Raw genomic sequence first — 21,833 nt, 5'->3', positions numbered from 1 at the left:
TCATAAGTCACTAAGTTTTCTAGATGAGTTATAAAACATCTACTAGTAAGATTAACTTCATCATAGCTAACAAATCTTTCATTTCTCTCTCATAAATGTTACAAAAGTCTTTCAACCGTATTATTTCTTTTCTGATGCAATGGGAAGAGTAAACCAAAATTCACATCCCTGTTTCCCATCCGAACGATCTTGAACACCAATTTCTCCTTTGTGTATTTCAACTAGTGATTTTGCAATGGCGAGTCCAAGTCCAGACCCTCCAGATTGTGAGCTTCTTGATGGGTCTGTTCTGAAAAAACGTTCAAATATACGTAATTGATCATCGTAAGAAATCCCTTCCCCTTCATCACGCAAAATGAATGTAACTTGCTGTTTTTGTTTATTTTCCTCCACAATTAACTCGATTGTTCCAAATGTGGGGGAATGCCGAATCGCATTATGTAACAAATTACTGATAACCCGCACTATTTTACATGGCATAATCCAAAGTCGTGGCAATGTATCCGAAACGTGCAATTGTAAATGGATATTTTTGTCCTTCAATAAGATCGCATGGGAATCTAGTACTTCTAATAGAATGCTGTCCACATGTGTTAAACTGGGGTGAAAGGCTCCTTGTCCAAGTTCTAGCTTAGAAAGCTCAAACAAATTATTAATTAATCCACTTAATCTTTGAATTTCGTTTAGGATTGTCGTTAGATACTGCATTTTCATATTAGGATCTTCAATTAAACCATCTTGTAACGCTTCTATCATCAATTGTATGCTAGCCATAGGGGTTCGTAAGTCATGGGAAATATTCGCAATTAGTTCTGTACGTGCTTTTTCTCCTTGTTCTAACTTAGTAAAGCTTTCTTCTAATTTTTTAGCCATTTGTTGAAAAGCTGTCGCTAATTCTTTAAACTCTTCTGGTTCTTTCCCGATTATATACATCGTTTCAAAGTGTCTATCACTAAATTGTTTCGTTAATGCAATTAAATTTTGAATAGATCTCATAATAGGACGTGTCATTAACCAGTAAATAATCGTTGAAAGAATCATTGCTACCATCACAATTCCTATTAATAACCGTGTTTGTTCCGGTCTAAGTAACATTCTTCTGTCACTATACCAGATCGAAATTACTATGATTCCCGTGCTTAATAAATTCATCAATAACAATTGATTCCGTAACTTCATGTTTCATTTCCTCCATCTGGCTCAAAGCGATATCCTATGCCCCAAACTGTATGAATCCAACGATTCTTTGTTGTATGCTTCTCCAATTTTTCACGTAGACGACTCATTAACACAGTTACTGCATTTGTGCACCCTTCATACTCAAAATTCCATATCTGTTCAAGAAGTTGAGATCGTGAGAATACTTGTTTTGGATGTTTTGCCATTATATAAAGTACCTCAAATTCTTTCACTGTTAACTCAATTTCATGTCCACAAACAAATACACGTCTTTTCGTTGGATCAATCTTCAAATCTAGGAACTCTATCATTTCTGATACAGGTTCTTTCTCTTGTATCGTTGCTTGATTTCCTCTTCTTAATATAATTTGCACCCTTAATACTAATTCACGAGGTGAAAACGGCTTTGTCACATAATCATCCGCGCCCATTGTTAATCCTAAAATTCGATCTCTTTCTTCTCCTCTAGCGGTTAACATAATAATAGGGACATTAGAGTATTGGCGAATTTCCTCACATAATTCCCAGCCATCTTTTTTCGGCATCATCAAATCTAAAATAATTAAATCTGGTTGATATTGCTGAAATACGTTCCAACCTTCTATTCCGTTTACAGCGGTGTATACTTCATATCCTTCTCTTTCCAAGTACCGTTTACATATTTCTCGGATATTATCTTCATCTTCTATGATTACAATTCTTTTTTTCATACATTAAGTCTCCTCTGTTCCTTATAAAAACTGCGATAACAGCACACTAAATAAAGTGAAACTTTAATCAGTGGGGGTTTTCTTCATCCACCACTGATTATTAGTTGAACGAATCGGGCTTTTACGGACAGTTCATCTCCTACCTAACTTCTTTGCCTTCGCTGAATTTTGAGGTGGGAGTGTTACTGTCCGTTAATGCGGGATAAAAATGGAGTTACACAATAATTTTTATATCACATTAATAATTCTGTTTATATAACTATAAAAAATATTTGAGTTACGCTATACACAACAGCCCATCCTATTTGTAATCTCCCTTGAATAGAAGTAGCTTTTTCAAACGCTATATGAAGTTCAAATTCCCCATATTAAATTAATTCTGCTTCTCTAACGCTATTTTCAATCCTTTTTGAAATTCTTCGATATCAGGGTTGATTCAAAATACTTCCTCCATTGAAATGAGCTTGTTTAGTAAAGGATATTAACCTTTCCATACTTGTATATCTTTGCTTTCAATTTCCTCATCTTTCTAATCCTCCTAATGTTCTTGTAGCAAGTTGTGTAACGAATTATAATTAAACATATTTTAATGTAGTTTAACACACAATCATTTCTCCATTAATCTAAATTTACTTTATTTGAATTAAATTTAACACATTGAAAGAAATAACATAATTGTATGCAGCAGAAAAGATATCTTTAGCCCTGATATTATTCAATTTCTTTATTTTTAGGAATCGATCTTGTTGTTCCTATAATGTCTTTTTATATGAATACGTTACAATTAGTTACTGACTATAATGAAATATTGCTACATTTACATTTACTCAATTACTAACACCTCCTATCACCGGAATATAGATAGATAGATAGATAGATAGATAGATAGATAGATAGATAGATAGATAGATTCAATCAAAAATTGATTATACTGGGGTTACTTCTTTGTTCTTCCTCTGAATCTTTATTTGAATTTGCCAATCATATATGGGGATTATTTCTTTCCAAAGCATTAGGTGGCATGAGTGCGGCATGTATGATGCTAGCGAGATTCTGGTGCGAGAAATTTATAAAACCTTGACATACTGATACTATCAATCTAAAAAAGGACATGATCAATATGAAAAAGAAAAATTGATTTACAGAATCAACCTGTCCAAAATAGAAAGAATTCATCCATCAATTGTTTGCATTTATATCATCAAATATAATTCCGCTAGAAATATATGCGCTATATTCTCTTTTATTTTCGCTTTACATTAGAGCCTAAAAAGGCCCCTAATGCTAGAGGCCTTCCTTCGTTATTTTTCACTTTTCTCGTTTTCTTCCACTACTTGCACAACAGGCTTCTCACTCACCATTTGCTGCACAGTACCTTTTCCGGCAAATCCTTCTAATAACTCTTTCAAATCAATACCAGAAGAAGCTTTTAATGTTTCTTGCATTGTTGCCATTAAATCCGTCGCATATCCTGCCACTTTTCCAGCTCCGCTGTTTTTTCCACCGCCGCCTGTATCCACAACAGTAATCTTATCAATGTTACTAAGTGGGCTTGCAATTTCTTTTGCGTAGCTTGGAAGCATTTTAAGAACCATATCCATAATTGCCGCTTGCCCATATAATTCGAATGCTTCCGCAATTTTTTGCTTCGCTTCTGCTTCTGCTAAACCTTTTAATCGGATAACATCCGCTTCCGCTGTACCTTGCGCTTTTTGAACTTCTGCTTTTGCTTGCCCTTGTGCCTTTTCAATTTCGGCTTTTGCTAAACCTTCTACACGCACCTCTTCCGCACGTGCTCTTGCTTCTGCTTCAATCTTATATTGATCTGCATCTGCTTTTTTCATTTGTTTTACTTTTTCCGCTTCCGCTGATTGTTCAACTGCATAACGATCTGCATCTGCTTTCTTCTTTACTTCCGCGTCGTATTGTTTTTCACGACGCGCAATTTCTTTTTCTTCTAATTCAATTTGCTTTTCACGCTCAATGATTTTAACGCGCATTTGCTCTTCTGTAACACCTTGTTGTGCTTTTGCTTGTTGTAATTCATAAGAAAGGTCCGCATCGGCACGTGCTTGCTCTTGCTCTCTCTTATATGATTGTACTTTTAATTCTTTATGCTTTTCAGCCTCAGCAATTTGTGCATCACGTTGATATTCAGCTTCTTTTGCTTCTTTCTCCGCACGAGCTTTTTCAATACGTGCTTCTTTTTCACGCTCTGCATTCGCAATTGTTGCATCACGTTTCACTGTTGCGATTTGCGGTTGACCTAAAGCATCTAAATAACCATTTTTATCCATGATTTCTTTAATCGTAAAGGAGACAATACGAAGCCCCATTTTCTTCAAATCTGTCGAAGCAACTTCATGTACTTTTTGTGCAAATTGCTCTCTATTACTATAAGCATCCTCCACTGTCATTGAAGATAAGATAGCACGTAAATGGCCTTCTAATACTTCTTTCGCTTCAACTTTTAACTCTTCCGTTTCTTTCCCTAAATATTGTTCAGCTGCTGTAGATACTTCTTCAATTGTTGAACCTACTTTAATAATAGAAACACCATTTACCGTAACTGGCACCCCTTGCTTTGTATACGTATCACGTGTTCCAACTTCTAATTTATAGTTTAATAAACTAAGAAGTTCCGCTCGTTGCATAATTGGTACAACAAACGTACCACCACCACGAATAATTTTAATTTTTTTACCATCATCTGTTGTGACAACGTTTTTCCCGTCACCAAGCCAGTTCCCTGTTACAATCAGCGCCTCATCAGGACCAACTGTACGATATTTTGTGATAAACACCAAAATAAGTAAAAGTAAGATTGCGAGTAATATACCACCGATAATTAATGGAATCATTCAAATTCCCCCTTATAACTTTGGTTTTTTTAAAGAATAAGCGATGTTCTGTACAAGCAAAACACCATCTTGAACTCCCTCAATAATGACCTCGGTTCCTTGTAAAATATCTTTCTTTCCAATTGTCTTAGCTGGTATCGCATTACTTCCAAATTGCGAAGAAACTAATACTTCTCCAAATCCTTCTTTCGGGATGGTAATAATCACTTCTCCTTTGCATCCAACAAATTCAGCCATACGTTGCACTGTATTTTGTTCAGCTTCTGCAATTGGTTTTAAAATCAATATTTTCATTAGGAAAACTCCAATAAAAGATATGCCGAAAGAAAGACTAAAAATAACAATACTATTCCAAGTAAATAAATACTCTCCTATATAACTAAAACCACAAAGCATGGCAAAGAAACTGAGCAGCAACGTTACAATAGATGTAGATCCACCTCCGAAGCTAACTATGGATTCAAATATATCTCCAAAAAAGATATAAATAACAGTAAGTACGGTAGCAATAATAAATCCATATAAATAAATTGTCTCAAGCGGATAACCCAACAATGTCATGCCTTATCCCCCTTTCATCATTACCTCTCTCTTTGTTATATGTATGCCTCACCTCTTTCAAAAATTATTTTTCCTAATTTTCAGTTATTTAATCTTTTAAAAAAAAACCTGTACGACAGGCTGCTTAAAAAAGAACAGGAGGAGCCTATGGTGACAGGCTCCTCCTAGAAAATAACCGTTATATTGTATATTTATATAATATACTATTTTACATAAAAAGTAAAGTTATATAAATATTTCTACTTCAATTTTTTCCCTTTTATTACACATGAATGAATATTCTATTATATAAAAAACCCCTTAAAAAAGGGGCTACGCCATTTTCTCACCTGATTCTTCTCTAAAAAAGCTCTTCATTGCATGAAACACATCAGCTTTCTGCTTTAAAATATAGTATCTGAAATTCTCATCTTTAATATTTTTATAGGCTGACATAAGCGTACTGTGACGATTGTACTGGTTTACTTCCCCATACCCAAACATATTACATACCTTCATCAATTCTTGCACAAACTTCACACACCGAGCATTATCTGATGTTAAGTTATCTCCATCTGAAAAATGAAATGGATAAATATTATAGCGTTCCGGTGAATACTTGCCATCTATAAGCTCAAGTGCTTTTCTATAAACAGAGGAACAGATTGTTCCACCACTTTCTCCTTTTGAGAAAAACTCCTCTTCTGTCACGACCTTCGCTTCTGTGTGATGCGCAATAAACTCTATATCTACCGTTTCGTACTTTGTACGTAAGAATCTTGTCATCCAAAAGAAGAAACTACGCGCCATATACTTCTCCCAAATTCCCATAGATCCGCTCGTATCCATCATTGCTAATACAACAGCTTTGGAATCTGGCTTCAACACTTCATTCCATGTTCGGAACTTCAAATCTTCTTGACGAATTGGATGAAAAGCTGGCTTTCCATTCATAGCATTTCGTTTGTAAGCTGAGATCATCGTCCGTTTTTTATCAATATTTCCCCACAATCCTGTTTTTCTAATGTCATTAAATTCAATATGTTCAATACGATTTTCATCCATTTCTTTCCGCTTTAAATTAGGCAGCTCCAACTCTTTAAAAAATGCTTGCTCTAATTCTAAAATTGATACTTCTGCTTCATAATAATCTTCTCCAGCTGCATCCCCTGCACCTTGCCCTTTTCCTGGTCCTTTTTGCTTTTGACCACCTGACCCATCTCTTGCAACCACATCGCCAACTTTACTATCACCAGTTCCTTGCCCAACATGTTTATTCTTATCGTAGTTATATCTAATTTTATATTCATCTAAAGACCGAATTGGTATCTTTACAACGTCCCTACCATTAGACATCACGATATTTTCTTCTGTCACAAGGTCTGGTAAGTTATTCTTAATTGCCTCTTGCACCTTTTCTTGATGGCGTTGTTGATCGTCATGTCCTTTGCGATGGAGGGACCAGTTTTCCTGTGAAATTGTATAATTTGGTTGATTTTCTTCGCCCATCTTTTTCCCTCCTTACTGTGATTTTCCTTATTTTCTCTAATAAACAGTAATATACAAATTTGAGGTTATGATGTAGCAACAAGAGTAGTTAAAAAGTATCTGTTCATTAGAACTTACTTTTTCCATAATCATAAGACACCCATAGCTTTTTTACGTATTGCTCCGAACTTCCTTAACAAAAACTTTGGCATTCATTTTAAATTGAAATTTCTTTAGCTGATAAGAAAGAAACACAATTCATTGTTGCACACTTTTCCACTCTGCAACATATTGTATTGTGTTGGCTTTTTCTGTATGAATGGTTGGTTACTCTATCATATGCGTATTGTAAAAATAATTGACAATAAATTCATGAAATTGCACCCTAATTTATTATGTTTGGACAAGTCTCCAGGAAACATTCACTATATAAATACATATTGAAAAACCAATACAGCACCTACTTTTTAGGTGGAAGAGAGCATCCGGCCAAGCCTAGTAGTGGTCAGTTCCTTTTTTGGCCCCCTTCCTTGTGAAAACAACAGGAAGAAATGAATGGAGATTTTTTCATAACCACAATTTAGATGTTTGAAAATCGAAATGGATTTATATAGTAAAGTTCCATTACTTCAATCAGATAGATACAAAAACGCTGCCTCTGCTTTCATTAGAGACAGCGTTTTATTATCAAGCTATCGATTCAACAAGCTACCTACATAGCGAAGCAATTCATTTGCTGATGAAGAATTATAGCCATGTTCATCGATTAAGCGTGCTACAACATCATTAATTTTCTTCAGCTGATTTTCATCTGGTGTTTTTGTAGATGTTGTAATTTTCACAATATCTTTCAAATCAGCAAATAATTTTTTCTGGATTGCTTCGCGAAGGCGTTCATGTGAGTTATAATCAAAACGTTTTCCTTTACGAGCATAAGCTGAAATGCGTATTAAAATTTCTTCTCGGAACGCTTTCTTTGCATTTTCTGAAATACCAATTTGCTCTTCAATAGAACGCATCAGCTTTTCATCTGGACTCATTTCTTCACCTGTTAATGGATCACGTAATTTTGATTTATTGCAATATGCCTCAACGTTATCCAAGTAATTATCCATAAGCGTCTTAGCTGATTCTTCATACGAATACACGAATGCTTTTTGTACTTCTTTCTTGGCAATTTCATCGTACTCTTTCCGTGCTAATGAAATGAAATTCATATAGCGCTCCCGATCTTCATTACTAATAGATGGATGTTGATCTAACCCATCTTTTAATGAACGTAACACATCAAGCGCATTAATCGATGGTACTTCTTTTCTAATAATAGTAGAAGAAATACGGTTAATGACATAACGCGGATCAATACCACTCATACCTTCATCCTGATATTCACGCTGCAATTCCTCTACATCAATTGCATTGTAACCTTCTACCATTTCTCCGTCATACAAACGCATCTTTTTAATTAAATCAATATCCGGACGCTTCGGATCCTTCAAGCGTGTTAAAATCGTGAACATTGCTGCGACGCGAAGTGTGTGCGGCGCAATGTGTACATTGGCAACATCGCTTTCATGAATCATCTTTTCATAAATATGTTCTTCTTCACTCACTCGTAAATTATATGGAACCGGCATTACAATAATCCTTGAATGTAACGCCTCATTCTTCTTGTTAGAAATAAAGGAGCGATACTCTGTTTCATTCGTGTGGGCTACAATTAATTCATCTGCTGAAATAAGTGCAAATCTCCCCGCTTTGAAATTCCCCTCTTGTGTAAGAGATAATAGATGCCATAAAAATTTCTCATCACATTTTAACATCTCCTGAAATTCCATCATACCACGGTTTGCTTTATTTAACTCTCCATCAAAACGGTATGCACGTGGATCTGACTCTGAACCATATTCTGCAATTGTAGAAAAATCAATACTCCCTGTTAAATCTGCAATATCCTGTGATTTTGGATCTGAAGGACTAAATGTACCAATTCCTGTCCGGCGATCTTCCGAGAAGAAAATACGTTCTACAATCACATCTTCAATTCTTCCACCATATTCTTTTTCTAAACGCATCACATTTAATGGTGACAAATTCCCTTCAATTCTTACCCTATATTCATCGTAAAAGTCATCACGTAAATGATGTGGTATTAAATGAAGAGGATCTTCATGCATCGGGCAACCTTTTATCGCAAAAATAGCTCCTCGATCTGTACGCGAGTATGTCTCTAATCCCCGTTTTAACATAGTGACTAACGTGGATTTCCCACCACTAACTGGTCCCATTAATAATAAAATCCGTTTTCTAACATCTAAACGTTTCGCAGACGGATGAAAATATTCTTCCACAAGACGCTCTAATGCTTCTTCTAATCCAAATAGCTGATTGCTAAAAAAATTATATTTTTTTCTACCCTCTACTTCTTCAATGCCAGCATCTTTAATCATATTGTAAATGCGAGAGTGTGCAGTTTGAGCCACCCATGGTCGTTCTTTAACAAGCTCCAAATATTCCGCAAACGTACCTTCCCATTGTAAACGTTCTTCTGCTTCTCGATGCTGTTCAATTTTCTTTAGAATATCCATTATAGCTCCTCCCCCATCTCCTTGTTCAATCGGATTATTATAAAAGGTATGCGAGGATGTCCTTAAACATTCTTTAAATCAAAATGAAATCTTCTACAAACATTATAAATTTCACCCCAAAGTTAAAAGAAAATTCGGTATAATAAAAATACTAGGGAACTTGTTCTCCATTCTTACAGGATATATCTTCTTTACTTCCATAGAATCTACATAAACTTCAGATCAAAATTATTTTAAATAAAATATGAAGAAGGAGGTCTCACATGAAATTATTATTAATTTTAGGTGTCTCACTTACATTTCTTACTGCAATTTTCACTTCAGGATATAATGATAAACCAGGTACAAACAAAAAGTGATGGGCCTAAGCCCATCACTTTTTGTCTGCTATTACATTTAAATTTTAATATACAATCTCTAAATCTAAACCTGGATAATTTTGTTGGCGGAATGCCTCATAAATTAAAATCGCTGCTGTATTGGATAAATTTAAAGAACGTACTTTGTCAGTCATTGGAATACGTAAACAATGATCGAAGTTTTCTTCAATTACGTTTGCTGGCAATCCGTTTGTTTCTCTTCCAAATACAAAATAATAATCTTTCTCTACCTTACTATAATCAAACGCTGTATGTGCTTTTTCACCATACTTTGTTAAATAGAAGAATTCACCGTCTTTATTTTTTTCATAAAACTCTTCAATCGAATCATAATACGTAATTTTTACGTGCTGCCAGTAGTCAAGACCGGCACGTTTTAACATTTTATCATCCGTTGAAAATCCAAGTGGCCGAATTAAATGTAATTCTGTTCCAGTGGCTGCACAAGTACGTGCAATGTTCCCTGTATTTGCTGGAATTTCTGGTTGATATAAAACAACATGTACTCCCACGTTATATTCACCTCAATCTTTTGTCTACTACGTATTATACCACTTGAGTGAAAAATCTCTACCCATTAATAATATGAAAAAATTTATATTTCATTTGTGGTGTATATTTACTGGAATCTTCATAATTCCAATAACGCCTGCGGCTATTAGCAGAATGGGCATTTACAAGCGGCATGCCGTCCGCATCTTTGGCTACAACTATTGTTGTATGATTCCATCTACCATCATCTTCAAAATCATAAACAATTACATCACCAAGTAGCAGGTCTTCCGGATTTTCTACCGCTTTAGCACGAAGTCCTGTTGTAGCCCCTGATAAATACCAATAAAATGAATGAGCAACTGCCCAGCTCCAGCTCCACTGATTCTCCCTTTGCCACCATCCTTTACGAATGTTAGGATACCCAGTCATTGGTGTTTCACCAATATGCAGACACTGTGAAATAAAATTCGTACAATTATCAGGAAAATTACGATACGCAGGGTTTCGATCATCCCACCAACGCTCCGCATATTTGACAGCTTCTAAGCGATTATATTGATACGAATCATACTTTCCTTTCGTTATCTCACGCTCTAACGTTTCCCCTTGGACCTTTTCTTCTTTCACTGCAATATCTTTATCTTCTACAATACGCCCATCTTTCAGATAAACACGCCGTTCTAATTGTTCTTCTTCCATGTAGAATAATTCATGATGATGAACTAAATATTTCAAATGAACTTGATAATCTACTTCTTGATATTGCTTACTATTCAATTGTCTTATAAAAGATACGTCCGCTGTTGCCTTTACAATTTCAGCATCACGTTTTTGAAACAAACTTCTTTTTCGCTGTAATACTTGTAGTAAATCAGCAGGAATCTTATCGACGCTTACACGTTTATTTGTAATATACGCTAAAAATTGTTGCATCTGTTGTTCAAGCTGTTTCTTTACCAACACAGGCCTCTCCCTCCCATATTACACAATATGAAAAAAAGAGGTATTATCTACTGTTTTTTCTCAGCTAACATTTCAAGACCGCGATTCATTTCATGAAGAACTTCTTCATCCTTTTCACGCTCCATCGCCTTTTCAATCGCTTCTCCTACACCTTCACCACCGATTTTTCCTAGAGCCCATGCTGCTGTCCCACGAATTACGGGTCTTGGATCATCTTTCATAACACCAATTAAATCAGGAGTTGCTGTGGTTTCCTTGAAATGAGCAAGGGCTAAAATTGCATTTCGTTGCAATGGTTTTTTCCCGCGCCATGATCCAGACATAATGCCATATTTTTCTTTGAAATCCCGATTACTTATCGTTAATAATGGAGTTAATAATGGTTTAACAAGCTCTGGATCTGGCTCCATTTCTGGATGGTTATGAAAGTCCTTCCCTCTGTTCTTTGGACAAACTGTTTGACACGTATCACAGCCGTAAATACGATTTCCAATTTTATCTCGATATTCTTCTGGGAGAAACCCTTTTGTTTGCGTTAAAAAAGCAATACATTTTTTTGAATCTAATTGTCCTCCCTGTACAAGTGCACCAGTTGGACAAATATCAATACACTTTGTACAACTTCCGCACTGATCTTCTATTGGTTGATCCGGCGGAAATGGTACGTTCGTAATCATTTCACCTAAATACACATAGGAGCCAAATTCTGGCGTAATAATAGAACAGTTTTTACCGCTCCATCCAATACCAGCACGCTCCGAAACAGCGCGATCGCTCAACTCTCCCGTATCCACCATTGATCTCACTTCTATATCAGGAAGCTTCTCAATTAAATACGCCTCTAATTTTTGCAGGCGATCCCGCAAAACAAGATGATAATCTTGTCCCCAAGAAGCACGGCAAAAAATACCACGTCTTTCTCCTCGTTTACTTAACGGTGCATTTTTCAACTTTGATGGATACGCTAATGCAATTGCAATAATGGATTTTGCTCCTGGCAATAGTAACTGTGGATTCGTTCTTTTTTCAATATCAGGTTCTTCAAATCCAGACTGATAATTTAATTGTTGCTGCTGAATTAAACGCTGTTTTAATTCTTCAAATGGTGAGGCACTCGCAAAGCCTATTTTATCTATTCCAATTGTTTTACTATACGCTATAACATCTTGCTTTAATTGCTCAAAATTCATGCTTTGCCTCCTTCTACGATGAATACATATCCTCATCAAACAAGTAATCACCTACTGATGGTTAGCAATCCACTTCGTAATCATAGTCCTTAATTCTATTTTCGCATAAAATCTTCATTTCCAAACATTAAAAAACGCAATGCCTCGTTTATCTTAGAAACGAAACACTGCGTTGATCACAATTTATTATGATAATATGAAATAATATCTGGAGCGGGTGAAGAGAATCGAACTCTCGACCAGAGCTTGGAAGGCTCTTGTTTTACCACTAAACTACACCCGCAAATATGAAAAAACATAAGATATTGAAATAACTTATGTAAAATAGTATAGCATGTAATAAAAGTCCAAGCAAGAATTTTATCGAAAAAAGTCGAAAAGTGATGAATAATCATCACTTTTTCAATTCTTTATCGATTGCCTTTTTCATACTATCATAATCAGGATTTGAAAGATTCCCATTTACATATACTGAAGGAGCACCTTGTACTTTTAATTTTTGTGCACGATCGGAATCCTTACGTACTTTCTCTTGGGTTTCTTTGCTATGTAAATCTTTTTTAAACTGTTCTATATTAACTTTCGGAAGTTTTTCCTTCACTATATTAAGAAGCAGTTCTTCTGTAATCCATTCTTCAGTATCTTTCTTCTGAATTTGATAAATTTCATCATAGAATGTCCAGAAAGATTCTGGGTCTTGTTTATAAATCGCTTCACCAGCCGCTGCACCTAAATTAGAATCTTTTCCAATAAACGGAAAATTAATGAAATAAAACTGGACTTTCCCTTTATTAATATACTCCTCTTTTAAACGAGGTAATACAGTCGTATCCCAAGTTCGACAAGCTGGACATTTAAAATCCCCAAATTCAACAACCTTAACGGGTGCATCTTCCTTACCTAAAGATTGCTGCGTGGAATAAGCAAACATTTCATTCCCTTTATCTTTTTTGTCATTTATGATACTGTACGCAACTGTTCCAATTACAATTAACACTGCAATAGAAAAAACAATACCAAGAGCCATGATTTTATTTGATGATTTCATATACATTCCTCTTTAAATTCATATTCTGTATACATTGTTGTACACATTACACATGATATCAATACTTTTATACATCATGCAATGAACACGCTCACATAATTTCCAAAAACACAACAAATGTGTCAATATTGTGTCTCTTCTTTGGCAGTCTTATTCAAAAAAAAGTGAAGTTCCCCTATGGAACTTCACTTTTAACTTACCACTTTTTCACGAGCTACTTTTTGCAATGAATGCTGAGTTGGAATGTCATGACGAATTACTAATTTTTCACTAATTGCTTGCACATATTCATCATGACTAATATATCCTTCTCGTTCCATTAATTTCAAAACGACATTTCGTCTTTCTACTGCTTTGTCATAATTTTGAGCAGGAGAATAATAAGCAGGAGCTTTCACAACAGCAGCCATCATTGCACTCTCACTTAATGTTAATTGATTTACCGTTTTGCCAAAGTATAGCTTGGATGCTTTTTCAATCCCCCATGCACCTTCTCCGTAATAAATATTGCTTACATATAATTTCAAAATCTCATCTTTAGTAAATGTTCGCTCAATTTTTTTTGTATAAAAAACTTCTTTCCATTTACGAGAAAATGTACGTTCATTGGATAAAAAAGCATTTTTGGAAAGCTGCTGTGTAATTGTACTTCCACCTTGTACAACACCACCAGCTTTTATATTTTCAATAGAAGCTCGAACAATTGCTATATAGTCTAAGCCGTTATGGTGATAAAACCTTTTATCTTCTGTCGCAATAAATGCGTGAGCCAGAGATTCTGGCACCTCTAATTTAGCAGGTACATGTAGCTTACTAATATCACTTCTTTCAATCATTACATTTCCGACAAATAATAATGTACAACTCAGTAGTAATAATAAAATAATAGCTTTATAAAGAAACTTTGTAATTGGATTGAATGAAACTTTTTGATGATAGTTGACTCTAGACAGTACTCGTTCTTTCATTATGCACACCTCTTTTCCTTACACCATATATAATCCTTACATTAAGAATACCGTTTTTTAAAACAATCTCCAATTGATTTCTCTTACACCTACCTTACAATGTTGTAAGTTATAAAATACATATTCTAGCAGAAAAAATGGTAAGATTCTATATACATCGAAATAAAAAAAACAACATACCCCCCTTCTTTTTAGATGGGAGAGAGGATCCGGCCATGTATAGAAGCGGTCAGTGCCTTTTTTGGCCCCATGCCACGTGAAAACAAAGGGAGCAAATGAGTGGAGATCCTCTTTTGTTTTCATAGCCGCGACTTATATGTCGGAAAATCAAAATGGATATATATATTCAGATGAATTGCTTTAAAATCACATATCCATCCTTCTTCTATTATATCACCTGGCATATTTTTAGTTTTAGTTGGTTCCCTCCTAACATTTTTTCTACAGTATTTCTAAAAAATTAATATAACAGTCCAATTGGAACAATATAGATATAATACCAAACGAACGTTCTTATAATCAATATGTATTTACTATGTATATTTTTTATCTTATTACTTTACCTAATTTCACCGATTAAACATCATACTAGACATTTTTACTTACACAATATAAGCAAAAAAGGACGATTGATTTGATGATATCTCAAATCACTTGCCCTTTTGAAATTAATAATAGATGAAATAATCTATAATCTCCCTATCAAATCATAAGGATCTACTTTCCATGTTTCATATGGAATGAAATTCTTTGCTTTTATGGCATCAAGTGTTCTCGACTTCATATGTGGGCGTGTTATATATTTTATGTAAGCAGAAACAGCAACAATATGCCTTGGTGTTGTATATTCCATTTTATAGCCCCCAAAGAACATTAGTATAATTCCAAATACAATATATATTAATATTCATTAATTATTGTAAGAATCCTTTTCTTTTAGGCTATAAACAATCTAAAAAAGAGACCTTTTGTTCTAAATAACAAAAGGTCTCTTTTTTAGATATTATTCACCCAAATCCACATTGTGATAAACTTGTTGAACATCTTCTAAATCTTCTAATGCATCAATCATTTTTTCAAATTGTACTTGTGCATCTTCTGGAAGTGTTAAATCATTTTGTGCAAGCATTGTTAGCTCAGCAACTGTAAATTCAGTAATACCAGCATCCTTAAGCGCTGCTTGTACCGAATGGAACTGATCAGGTTCAGCATAAACGATAACTGCTTCCTCTTCTTCTAGAATATCACGCGCGTCTACATCTGCTTCCATTAAAATTTCAAGCACTTCATCTGCTGTTTTTCCTTCAAGCCCAATAACAGCAGTTGCATCAAACATATATGCTACGGATCCATTTACGCCCATATTACCACTATTTTTACTAAACGCAGCTCGTACATCCGCTGCAGTACGATTCACGTTATTTGTAAGTGTATCTACAATTACCATAGATCCATTTGGTCCGAATCCTTCATAACGAAGCTCGTCGTAATTTTCTTCAGAACCACCTTTTGCTTTTTCAATCGCACGATCAATGATTGTTCTTGGTACATTGTATGTTTTTGCACGTTCTAATACGACTCTCAACGTTTGATTTGATTCTGGATCTGGCTCACCTTGTTTTGCAGCCACATAAATCTCACGTCCAAATTTCGCATATATACGGCTTGTATTTGCATCTTTTGATGCTTTTTTGTCTTTAATATTATTCCATTTACGGCCCATACTGTTCCACTCTCTTTCACGTTTAAATCTACATAAAAATATTAATATGAAATACAATGTTTATTCAACACTTTTTCAAAATAAATACAAAAAGTTCATTATTGATTCGCATTACTGACATAATATAAATCAATATAATTTCGTTCATTCACCAAATTATATTATACCTTAAATTCATAATTCATTACGAATTTAACACTCAAATAACATGATTTTACAGTGTAAATACAAAAAGCCTCCTAAAATGGAAGCCTACTTTTACAACCCATTATTTTGGTTCTGAAAGGTCTCCAGATTTCGTTAATGATCTAGCAATTCCATCTCCAAATTTATTTAATACAAAGTGTGTTTCCTCATAATGCGCATGATTTGGTTCATCGAACTCTCGGACTCACTGCCGATTAAAATGCACGGTTTTAATGCGTGGTGCGAACGGTGAGAATTGCTCGTAGTGTTAACTTTTGTTCAGCTAGTACCGATAACAGAATGACTGATACTATAAGAGTTTTTCTTTGTGTTTATAGCAATACGTAAATAAGACCGCCTCTTTTACAAGAACGGTCGTACAAAAAACATTTGCTGGAGGTTGCTACGAATAGCTTAAGATATCTTCTTTAGTTATTGTGGACAAGAATTTTTACGTTTATTCGCAAAAACAGCAGGCAACTGATTAAGTCCCCCGCTACGTTCTTGCACGACACGGAAGAGAGAGCGCCCCGTTTTGAAAGAGTGAAGCCGAAGGAAAGTCGGCTTGCAGATAGTATACGCAATACAAAAAAAGATTATTCAAAGAGGAGGAATTAGAATAATCTTTTTATCCTCCTTCCTTATTCTGAAATTAACGTCCGGTCCACATATCCTGTACAATTCCGTTTTGGAATAATTCATATGGAAAATAACAATACCCTTCATCTCCCCATTCTGTCCCCCAGCTGTTTCGAATAATCACAACTTTTTTATCATCATCATACCCAACAGCACATACAGCATGTCCTGCTGGTTGTCCATCTTCTATAATTACATCATCAGTTCCTGAGATAGGTACGATTCCAGTTTTTCTTACCTCATCAGAATGATAAAAGGCATTTGTAACTAGAAAACCAAGAACTACTGGAAGTCCATGCGCCAGTGCAGATTTTAATCGTGGTAAATCTTGCACACGACTATATTGCCCAATCCGATAAAGTAATGCATCATTTTCCGATTTCGAGGATGGTGTATCACGAAAATGCTCTATTTGGTAAGGGTAATCTTTCTCCGGACAGACTCCCAGCTTTTCAAGTACACTCATCCCATCTCGCAAAATAGCTCCATTATCATTTTGAATGTCTCCCTCTATTTTTCGTTCATGATAATACAGATATAAGCGCGATAATAGAACAAATGGGCGTCCCGATTGTTTTAAGAGATACTCACGTAATCCGGATACAATAGCGTTTGCTGTACAAGAACCAAGTTGACCTTGATCTACAACATCTGACATTCGCTCTCGAAGATCCACTTGAGTTGGAAGATCCTCCTCATTACTAAAAAGATAACTTTGAAACATTCTATCTCGTAAATCAATAGGGTCTTTCCTCACATTTAGGTATTTAACAATATCATTATTACTAGTAAGGCTAAGAATTGATTCTTTTGAATTCATATTTAAACATTCGTCCTTTCCTTATAGACAAAGTCATTCAATATATATCCTTAACATATACATTGGAAAATATGTATTCTATAACAGAGAGTCTTGGTTATACTTTGACTTCCTCGTATAAAAAAAAACGAGTAAAGCCAACGAGAATGGTGGTCACTTCCGATAATTAAACGCGGGGCTCCGTAGGATTTTCTACTTCATTACGCATATATAAAATGACGTTTTCTTTACTATGTTCCTCTGTGACGTTATACAACTTTAAATTTATACTGTCGATACCTTGCTCATGTAAATGGTTTAGGCAGATACTTCCTTACGATAAAGCCCAATCGTATGAGGCCTTAAATTACGTAACTCACAATTCTTCGTAAAAATACTTAGCGCATCCTCAAACATTTCTACGTACGACTTTTTACTTTTGTGAACAACAGATAATTCGCGATCATTTAACACGTTCCTTCGTCTTACCACAACTACACCTCCACACTCAACGTAAACGATTTGCTCGCACGCTTCGAGTTAATATAGTCATCTAAGAATTCAACGTCTATAAACGCAAAAAAAAGCACTCCTTACCGAAGTAAGAAGCGCTTAATATGTACGATATAATCAATCCGAAGACAAATAAAAAAGACGATTACTCGTCTTTTTGATACCGATGGTCGGGGTCGAACCGACACTCCCGAAGGAACACGATTTTGAGTCGTGCGCGTCTGCCAATTCCGCCACATCGGCATAATAAGAAAGGCGGCAACCGGATTTGAACCGGTGGTAAAGGTTTTGCAGACCTCTGCCTTACCACTTGGCTATGCCGCCATATTAAATTACTTTGGAGCGGAAGACGGGATTCGAACCCGCGACCCCAACCTTGGCAAGGTTGTATTCTACCACTGAACTACTTCCGCAAAAATGGCTGGGCTAGCTGGATTCGAACCAGCGCATGACGGAGTCAAAGTCCGTTGCCTTACCGCTTGGCTATAGCCCACCGAAGTTTTAATTCATTATATGCAAGTATTAACTACTTTATTTACAAATGTTAAAAAATAAAAATGGGGCGACTGATGGGAATCGAACCCACGAATGCCGGAGCCACAATCCGGTGCGTTAACCACTTCGCCACAACCGCCATGTTGTGTTTTGGCAGGGGTAGTAGGAATTGAACCCACACTGGAGGTTTTGGAGACCTCTGTTCTACCTTTAAACTATACCCCTATATAAAATGTAAATGGTGGAGGGGGGCAGATTCGAACTGCCGAACCCGAAGGAGCGGATTTACAGTCCGCCGCGTTTAGCCACTTCGCTACCCCTCCGAAACTTACATGGTGCCGGCTAGAGGACTTGAACCCCCAACCTACTGATTACAAGTCAGTTGCTCTACCAATTGAGCTAAGCCGGCATATTTAGTTAAAATGGTGGCTCGGGACGGAATCGAACCGCCGACACGAGGATTTTCAGTCCTCTGCTCTACCGACTGAGCTACCGAGCCATAAATAAATGGCGGTCCCGACCGGGGTCGAACCGGCGATCTCCTGCGTGACAGGCAGGCATGTTAACCACTACACCACGGGACCATTTGGTTGCGGGGACAGGATTTGAACCTGCGACCTTCGGGTTATGAGCCCGACGAGCTACCGAACTGCTCCACCCCGCGACAATACTATTCATATGTTATATATGGTGGAGGATGACGGGATCGAACCGCCGACCCCCTGCTTGTAAGGCAGGTGCTCTCCCAGCTGAGCTAATCCTCCAAAAGTGGTGACCCGTACGGGATTCGAACCCGTGTTACCGCCGTGAAAGGGCGGTGTCTTAACCACTTGACCAACGGGCCAAAAATATTATGGCGGAGAGCAAGGGATTCGAACCCTTGATACGCTTGTGACGTATACACGATTTCCAATCGTGCTCCTTCGGCCAACTCGGACAGCTCTCCAATCATGGCTCCGCAGGTAGGAATCGAACCTACGACCGATCGGTTAACAGCCGATAGCTCTACCGCTGAGCTACTGCGGAATGATATTAGCCTGGCAACGTCCTACTCTCACAGGGGCAAGGCCCCAACTACCATCGGCGCTAGAGAGCTTAACTTCCGTGTTCGGTATGGGAACGGGTGTGACCTCTCTGCCATCATTACCAGACTACATTCACTCGAGACAAACATTATTATACTTGATTGATTAAAAAAGTCAATAAGTTTTTTCATGTTCTCTCAAAACTAGATAACATTTGCTTCATATTATATGGTTAAGTCCTCGATCTATTAGTATTCGTCAGCTCCACATGTCACCATGCTTCCACCTCGAACCTATCAACCTGATCATCTTTCAGGGATCTTACTAGCTTACGCTATGGGAAATCTCATCTTGAGGGGGGCTTCATGCTTAGATGCTTTCAGCACTTATCCCTTCCGCACATAGCTACCCAGCTATGCCCTTGGCAGAACAACTGGTACACCAGCGGTGCGTCCATCCCGGTCCTCTCGTACTAAGGACAGCTCCTCTCAAATTTCCTACGCCCACGACGGATAGGGACCGAACTGTCTCACGACGTTCTGAACCCAGCTCGCGTACCGCTTTAATGGGCGAACAGCCCAACCCTTGGGACCGACTACAGCCCCAGGATGCGATGAGCCGACATCGAGGTGCCAAACCTCCCCGTCGATGTGGACTCTTGGGGGAGATAAGCCTGTTATCCCCGGGGTAGCTTTTATCCGTTGAGCGATGGCCCTTCCATGCGGAACCACCGGATCACTAAGCCCGACTTTCGTCCCTGCTCGACTTGTAGGTCTCGCAGTCAAGCTCCCTTATGCCTTTGCACTCTACGAATGATTTCCAACCATTCTGAGGGAACCTTTGGGCGCCTCCGTTACACTTTAGGAGGCGACCGCCCCAGTCAAACTGCCCACCTGACACTGTCTCCCGGGTCGATAAGACCCGTAGGTTAGAATTTCAATACAGTCAGGGCGGTATCCCACCAGCGCCTCCACCGAAGCTAGCGCTCCGGCTTCAAAGGCTCCCGCCTATCCTGTACAAACTGTACCAAAATTCAATATCAGGCTACAGTAAAGCTCCACGGGGTCTTTCCGTCCTGTCGCGGGTAACCTGCATCTTCACAGGTACTATAATTTCACCGAGTCTCTGGTTGAGACAGTGCCCAAATCGTTACACCTTTCGTGCGGGTCGGAACTTACCCGACAAGGAATTTCGCTACCTTAGGACCGTTATAGTTACGGCCGCCGTTTACTGGGGCTTCAGTTCAGAGCTTCGCTTACGCTAACCCCTCTCCTTAACCTTCCAGCACCGGGCAGGTGTCAGCCCCTATACTTCGCCTTACGGCTTCGCAGAGACCTGTGTTTTTGCTAAACAGTCGCTTGGGCCTATTCACTGCGGCTTTCCGTTAAGAAAGCACCCCTTCTCCCGAAGTTACGGGGTCATTTTGCCGAGTTCCTTAACCAGAGTTCTCTCGCACACCTTAGGATTCTCTCCTCGCCTACCTGTGTCGGTTTGCGGTACAGGCACCTTTTATCTCGCTAGAAGCTTTTCTTGGCAGCGGGGAATCAAAGACTTCGCTCCATAAGGAGCTTCCCCATCACAGCTCAGCCTTCACGATAAGCGGATTTGCCTACTTATCAGCCTAACTGCTTGGACGTGCACAACCAATCGCACGCTTCTTCTATCCTTCTGCGTCCCTCCATTGCTCAAACGATAAAGAGGTGGTACAGGAATATCAACCTGTTGTCCATCGCCTACGCCTGTCGGCCTCGGCTTAGGTCCTGACTAACCCTGAGCGGACGAGCCTTCCTCAGGAAACCTTAGGCATTCGGTGGACGGGATTCTCACCCGTCTTTCGCTACTCATACCGGCATTCTCACTTCTAAGCGCTCCACCAGTCCTTACGGTCTGACTTCACTGCCCTTAGAACGCTCCCCTACCACTGATACCATAGGTATCAATTCGCAGCTTCGGTGGTGTATTTAGCCCCGGTACATTTTCGGCGCAGAGTCACTCGACTAGTGAGCTATTACGCACTCTTTAAATGGTGGCTGCTTCTAAGCC

General features: G+C 37.6%; 15 protein-coding genes, 16 tRNA genes and 2 rRNA genes (1 of these 33 cut by a window edge). All 33 read right to left on the bottom strand.

Translation table 11 applies throughout. The features are described from left to right. Positions 1-120: 120 nt before the first annotated feature. Positions 121-1,179 carry a sensor histidine kinase gene (locus NSQ40_RS02815; RefSeq protein WP_018765619.1) on the bottom strand — a complete coding sequence of 353 codons (1,059 nt, stop codon included), beginning with the start codon at positions 1,177-1,179 and terminating at the stop codon, positions 121-123. Then, positions 1,176-1,889, bottom strand: a complete 714-nt coding sequence (locus NSQ40_RS02810; protein WP_018765620.1) for a response regulator transcription factor — start codon at positions 1,887-1,889, stop codon at positions 1,176-1,178. Before NSQ40_RS02810 ends, NSQ40_RS02815 begins: the two co-directional genes overlap by 4 nt. A gap of 1,301 nt (positions 1,890-3,190) precedes the next feature. Further along, a complete protein-coding gene (locus tag NSQ40_RS02805; RefSeq protein WP_003195033.1) occupies positions 3,191-4,750 on the bottom strand; it encodes a flotillin family protein in 1,560 nt (519 codons plus the stop codon). A 12-nt stretch (positions 4,751-4,762) separates the two neighbouring features. Next, a complete protein-coding gene (locus NSQ40_RS02800; RefSeq protein WP_098158992.1) occupies positions 4,763-5,311 on the bottom strand; it encodes an NfeD family protein in 549 nt (182 codons plus the stop codon). 312 nt (positions 5,312-5,623) lie between these two features. Next, complete coding sequence (yhbH, locus tag NSQ40_RS02795) at positions 5,624-6,799, bottom strand: sporulation protein YhbH (RefSeq protein WP_033797684.1); 1,176 nt, start codon at positions 6,797-6,799, stop codon at positions 5,624-5,626. A gap of 671 nt (positions 6,800-7,470) precedes the next feature. Next, positions 7,471-9,366: a PrkA family serine protein kinase gene (locus NSQ40_RS02790; RefSeq protein WP_003195068.1), complete on the bottom strand. Its 1,896-nt coding sequence runs from the start codon at positions 9,364-9,366 to the stop codon at positions 7,471-7,473. A gap of 403 nt (positions 9,367-9,769) precedes the next feature. Then, complete coding sequence (trmL, locus tag NSQ40_RS02785) at positions 9,770-10,258, bottom strand: tRNA (uridine(34)/cytosine(34)/5-carboxymethylaminomethyluridine(34)-2'-O)-methyltransferase TrmL (RefSeq protein ID WP_003195070.1); 489 nt, start codon at positions 10,256-10,258, stop codon at positions 9,770-9,772. A gap of 58 nt (positions 10,259-10,316) precedes the next feature. Beyond that, positions 10,317-11,174, bottom strand: coding sequence for an amidase domain-containing protein (locus NSQ40_RS02780; protein ID WP_224796257.1), 858 nt, complete (start codon positions 11,172-11,174; stop codon positions 10,317-10,319). A 77-nt stretch (positions 11,175-11,251) separates the two neighbouring features. Then, positions 11,252-12,394 (bottom strand): tRNA epoxyqueuosine(34) reductase QueG, encoded by a 1,143-nt coding sequence (gene queG / locus NSQ40_RS02775; RefSeq protein ID WP_003195073.1) that lies wholly within the window; start codon positions 12,392-12,394, stop codon positions 11,252-11,254. A 209-nt stretch (positions 12,395-12,603) separates the two neighbouring features. Beyond that, a tRNA-Gly gene (locus tag NSQ40_RS02770) sits at positions 12,604-12,677 on the bottom strand. Between the two features lie 111 nt (positions 12,678-12,788). After that, on the bottom strand, positions 12,789-13,442 hold the full coding sequence (locus NSQ40_RS02765; protein WP_141525807.1) for a DsbA family protein: 654 nt from the start codon (positions 13,440-13,442) through the stop codon (positions 12,789-12,791). A 191-nt stretch (positions 13,443-13,633) separates the two neighbouring features. Continuing rightward, positions 13,634-14,410, bottom strand: coding sequence for a transglycosylase domain-containing protein (locus NSQ40_RS02760; RefSeq protein ID WP_003195077.1), 777 nt, complete (start codon positions 14,408-14,410; stop codon positions 13,634-13,636). 688 nt (positions 14,411-15,098) lie between these two features. Continuing rightward, complete coding sequence (locus tag NSQ40_RS02755) at positions 15,099-15,263, bottom strand: hypothetical protein (protein WP_018765644.1); 165 nt, start codon at positions 15,261-15,263, stop codon at positions 15,099-15,101. A 150-nt stretch (positions 15,264-15,413) separates the two neighbouring features. Beyond that, positions 15,414-16,133 (bottom strand): YebC/PmpR family DNA-binding transcriptional regulator, encoded by a 720-nt coding sequence (locus NSQ40_RS02750; RefSeq protein WP_003205196.1) that lies wholly within the window; start codon positions 16,131-16,133, stop codon positions 15,414-15,416. 838 nt (positions 16,134-16,971) lie between these two features. Next, on the bottom strand, positions 16,972-17,778 hold the full coding sequence (locus tag NSQ40_RS02745) for a C1 family peptidase (RefSeq protein ID WP_029427298.1): 807 nt from the start codon (positions 17,776-17,778) through the stop codon (positions 16,972-16,974). Positions 17,779-18,075: 297 nt separating this feature from the next. Further along, a complete protein-coding gene (locus NSQ40_RS02740) occupies positions 18,076-18,249 on the bottom strand; it encodes a hypothetical protein (protein ID WP_170957071.1) in 174 nt (57 codons plus the stop codon). Between the two features lie 182 nt (positions 18,250-18,431). Continuing rightward, positions 18,432-18,513, bottom strand: a tRNA-Leu gene (locus tag NSQ40_RS02735). A gap of 10 nt (positions 18,514-18,523) precedes the next feature. Next, a tRNA-Cys gene (locus NSQ40_RS02730) sits at positions 18,524-18,594 on the bottom strand. A 14-nt stretch (positions 18,595-18,608) separates the two neighbouring features. Further along, positions 18,609-18,683, bottom strand: a tRNA-Gly gene (locus tag NSQ40_RS02725). Positions 18,684-18,688: 5 nt separating this feature from the next. Beyond that, positions 18,689-18,763, bottom strand: a tRNA-Gln gene (locus tag NSQ40_RS02720). A gap of 65 nt (positions 18,764-18,828) precedes the next feature. Next, positions 18,829-18,904: transfer RNA gene (locus NSQ40_RS02715), tRNA-His, on the bottom strand. A 12-nt stretch (positions 18,905-18,916) separates the two neighbouring features. After that, positions 18,917-18,990 (bottom strand) — tRNA-Trp (locus NSQ40_RS02710). A 14-nt stretch (positions 18,991-19,004) separates the two neighbouring features. After that, a tRNA-Tyr gene (locus NSQ40_RS02705) sits at positions 19,005-19,088 on the bottom strand. Positions 19,089-19,098: 10 nt separating this feature from the next. Then, positions 19,099-19,174: transfer RNA gene (locus NSQ40_RS02700), tRNA-Thr, on the bottom strand. 14 nt (positions 19,175-19,188) lie between these two features. Further along, positions 19,189-19,264 (bottom strand) — tRNA-Phe (locus NSQ40_RS02695). Positions 19,265-19,273: 9 nt separating this feature from the next. Then, positions 19,274-19,349, bottom strand: a tRNA-Asp gene (locus tag NSQ40_RS02690). Positions 19,350-19,352: 3 nt separating this feature from the next. Next, positions 19,353-19,429: transfer RNA gene (locus tag NSQ40_RS02685), tRNA-Met, on the bottom strand. A 24-nt stretch (positions 19,430-19,453) separates the two neighbouring features. Beyond that, positions 19,454-19,529, bottom strand: a tRNA-Val gene (locus NSQ40_RS02680). 5 nt (positions 19,530-19,534) lie between these two features. After that, positions 19,535-19,609, bottom strand: a tRNA-Glu gene (locus tag NSQ40_RS02675). Between the two features lie 10 nt (positions 19,610-19,619). Then, a tRNA-Ser gene (locus tag NSQ40_RS02670) sits at positions 19,620-19,711 on the bottom strand. A gap of 5 nt (positions 19,712-19,716) precedes the next feature. Further along, positions 19,717-19,791 (bottom strand) — tRNA-Asn (locus tag NSQ40_RS02665). 9 nt (positions 19,792-19,800) lie between these two features. After that, positions 19,801-19,916 (bottom strand): 5S ribosomal RNA (gene rrf, locus NSQ40_RS02660). Between the two features lie 102 nt (positions 19,917-20,018). After that, positions 20,019-21,833, bottom strand: a 23S ribosomal RNA gene (locus tag NSQ40_RS02655) (it continues 1,107 nt past the right edge of the window).

It is taken from the genome of Bacillus sp. FSL K6-6038, from assembly GCF_038050455.1.
Classification (GTDB): domain Bacteria; phylum Bacillota; class Bacilli; order Bacillales; family Bacillaceae_G; genus Bacillus_A; species Bacillus_A pseudomycoides.
This window is presented reverse-complemented; position numbering and strand designations above follow the sequence as displayed.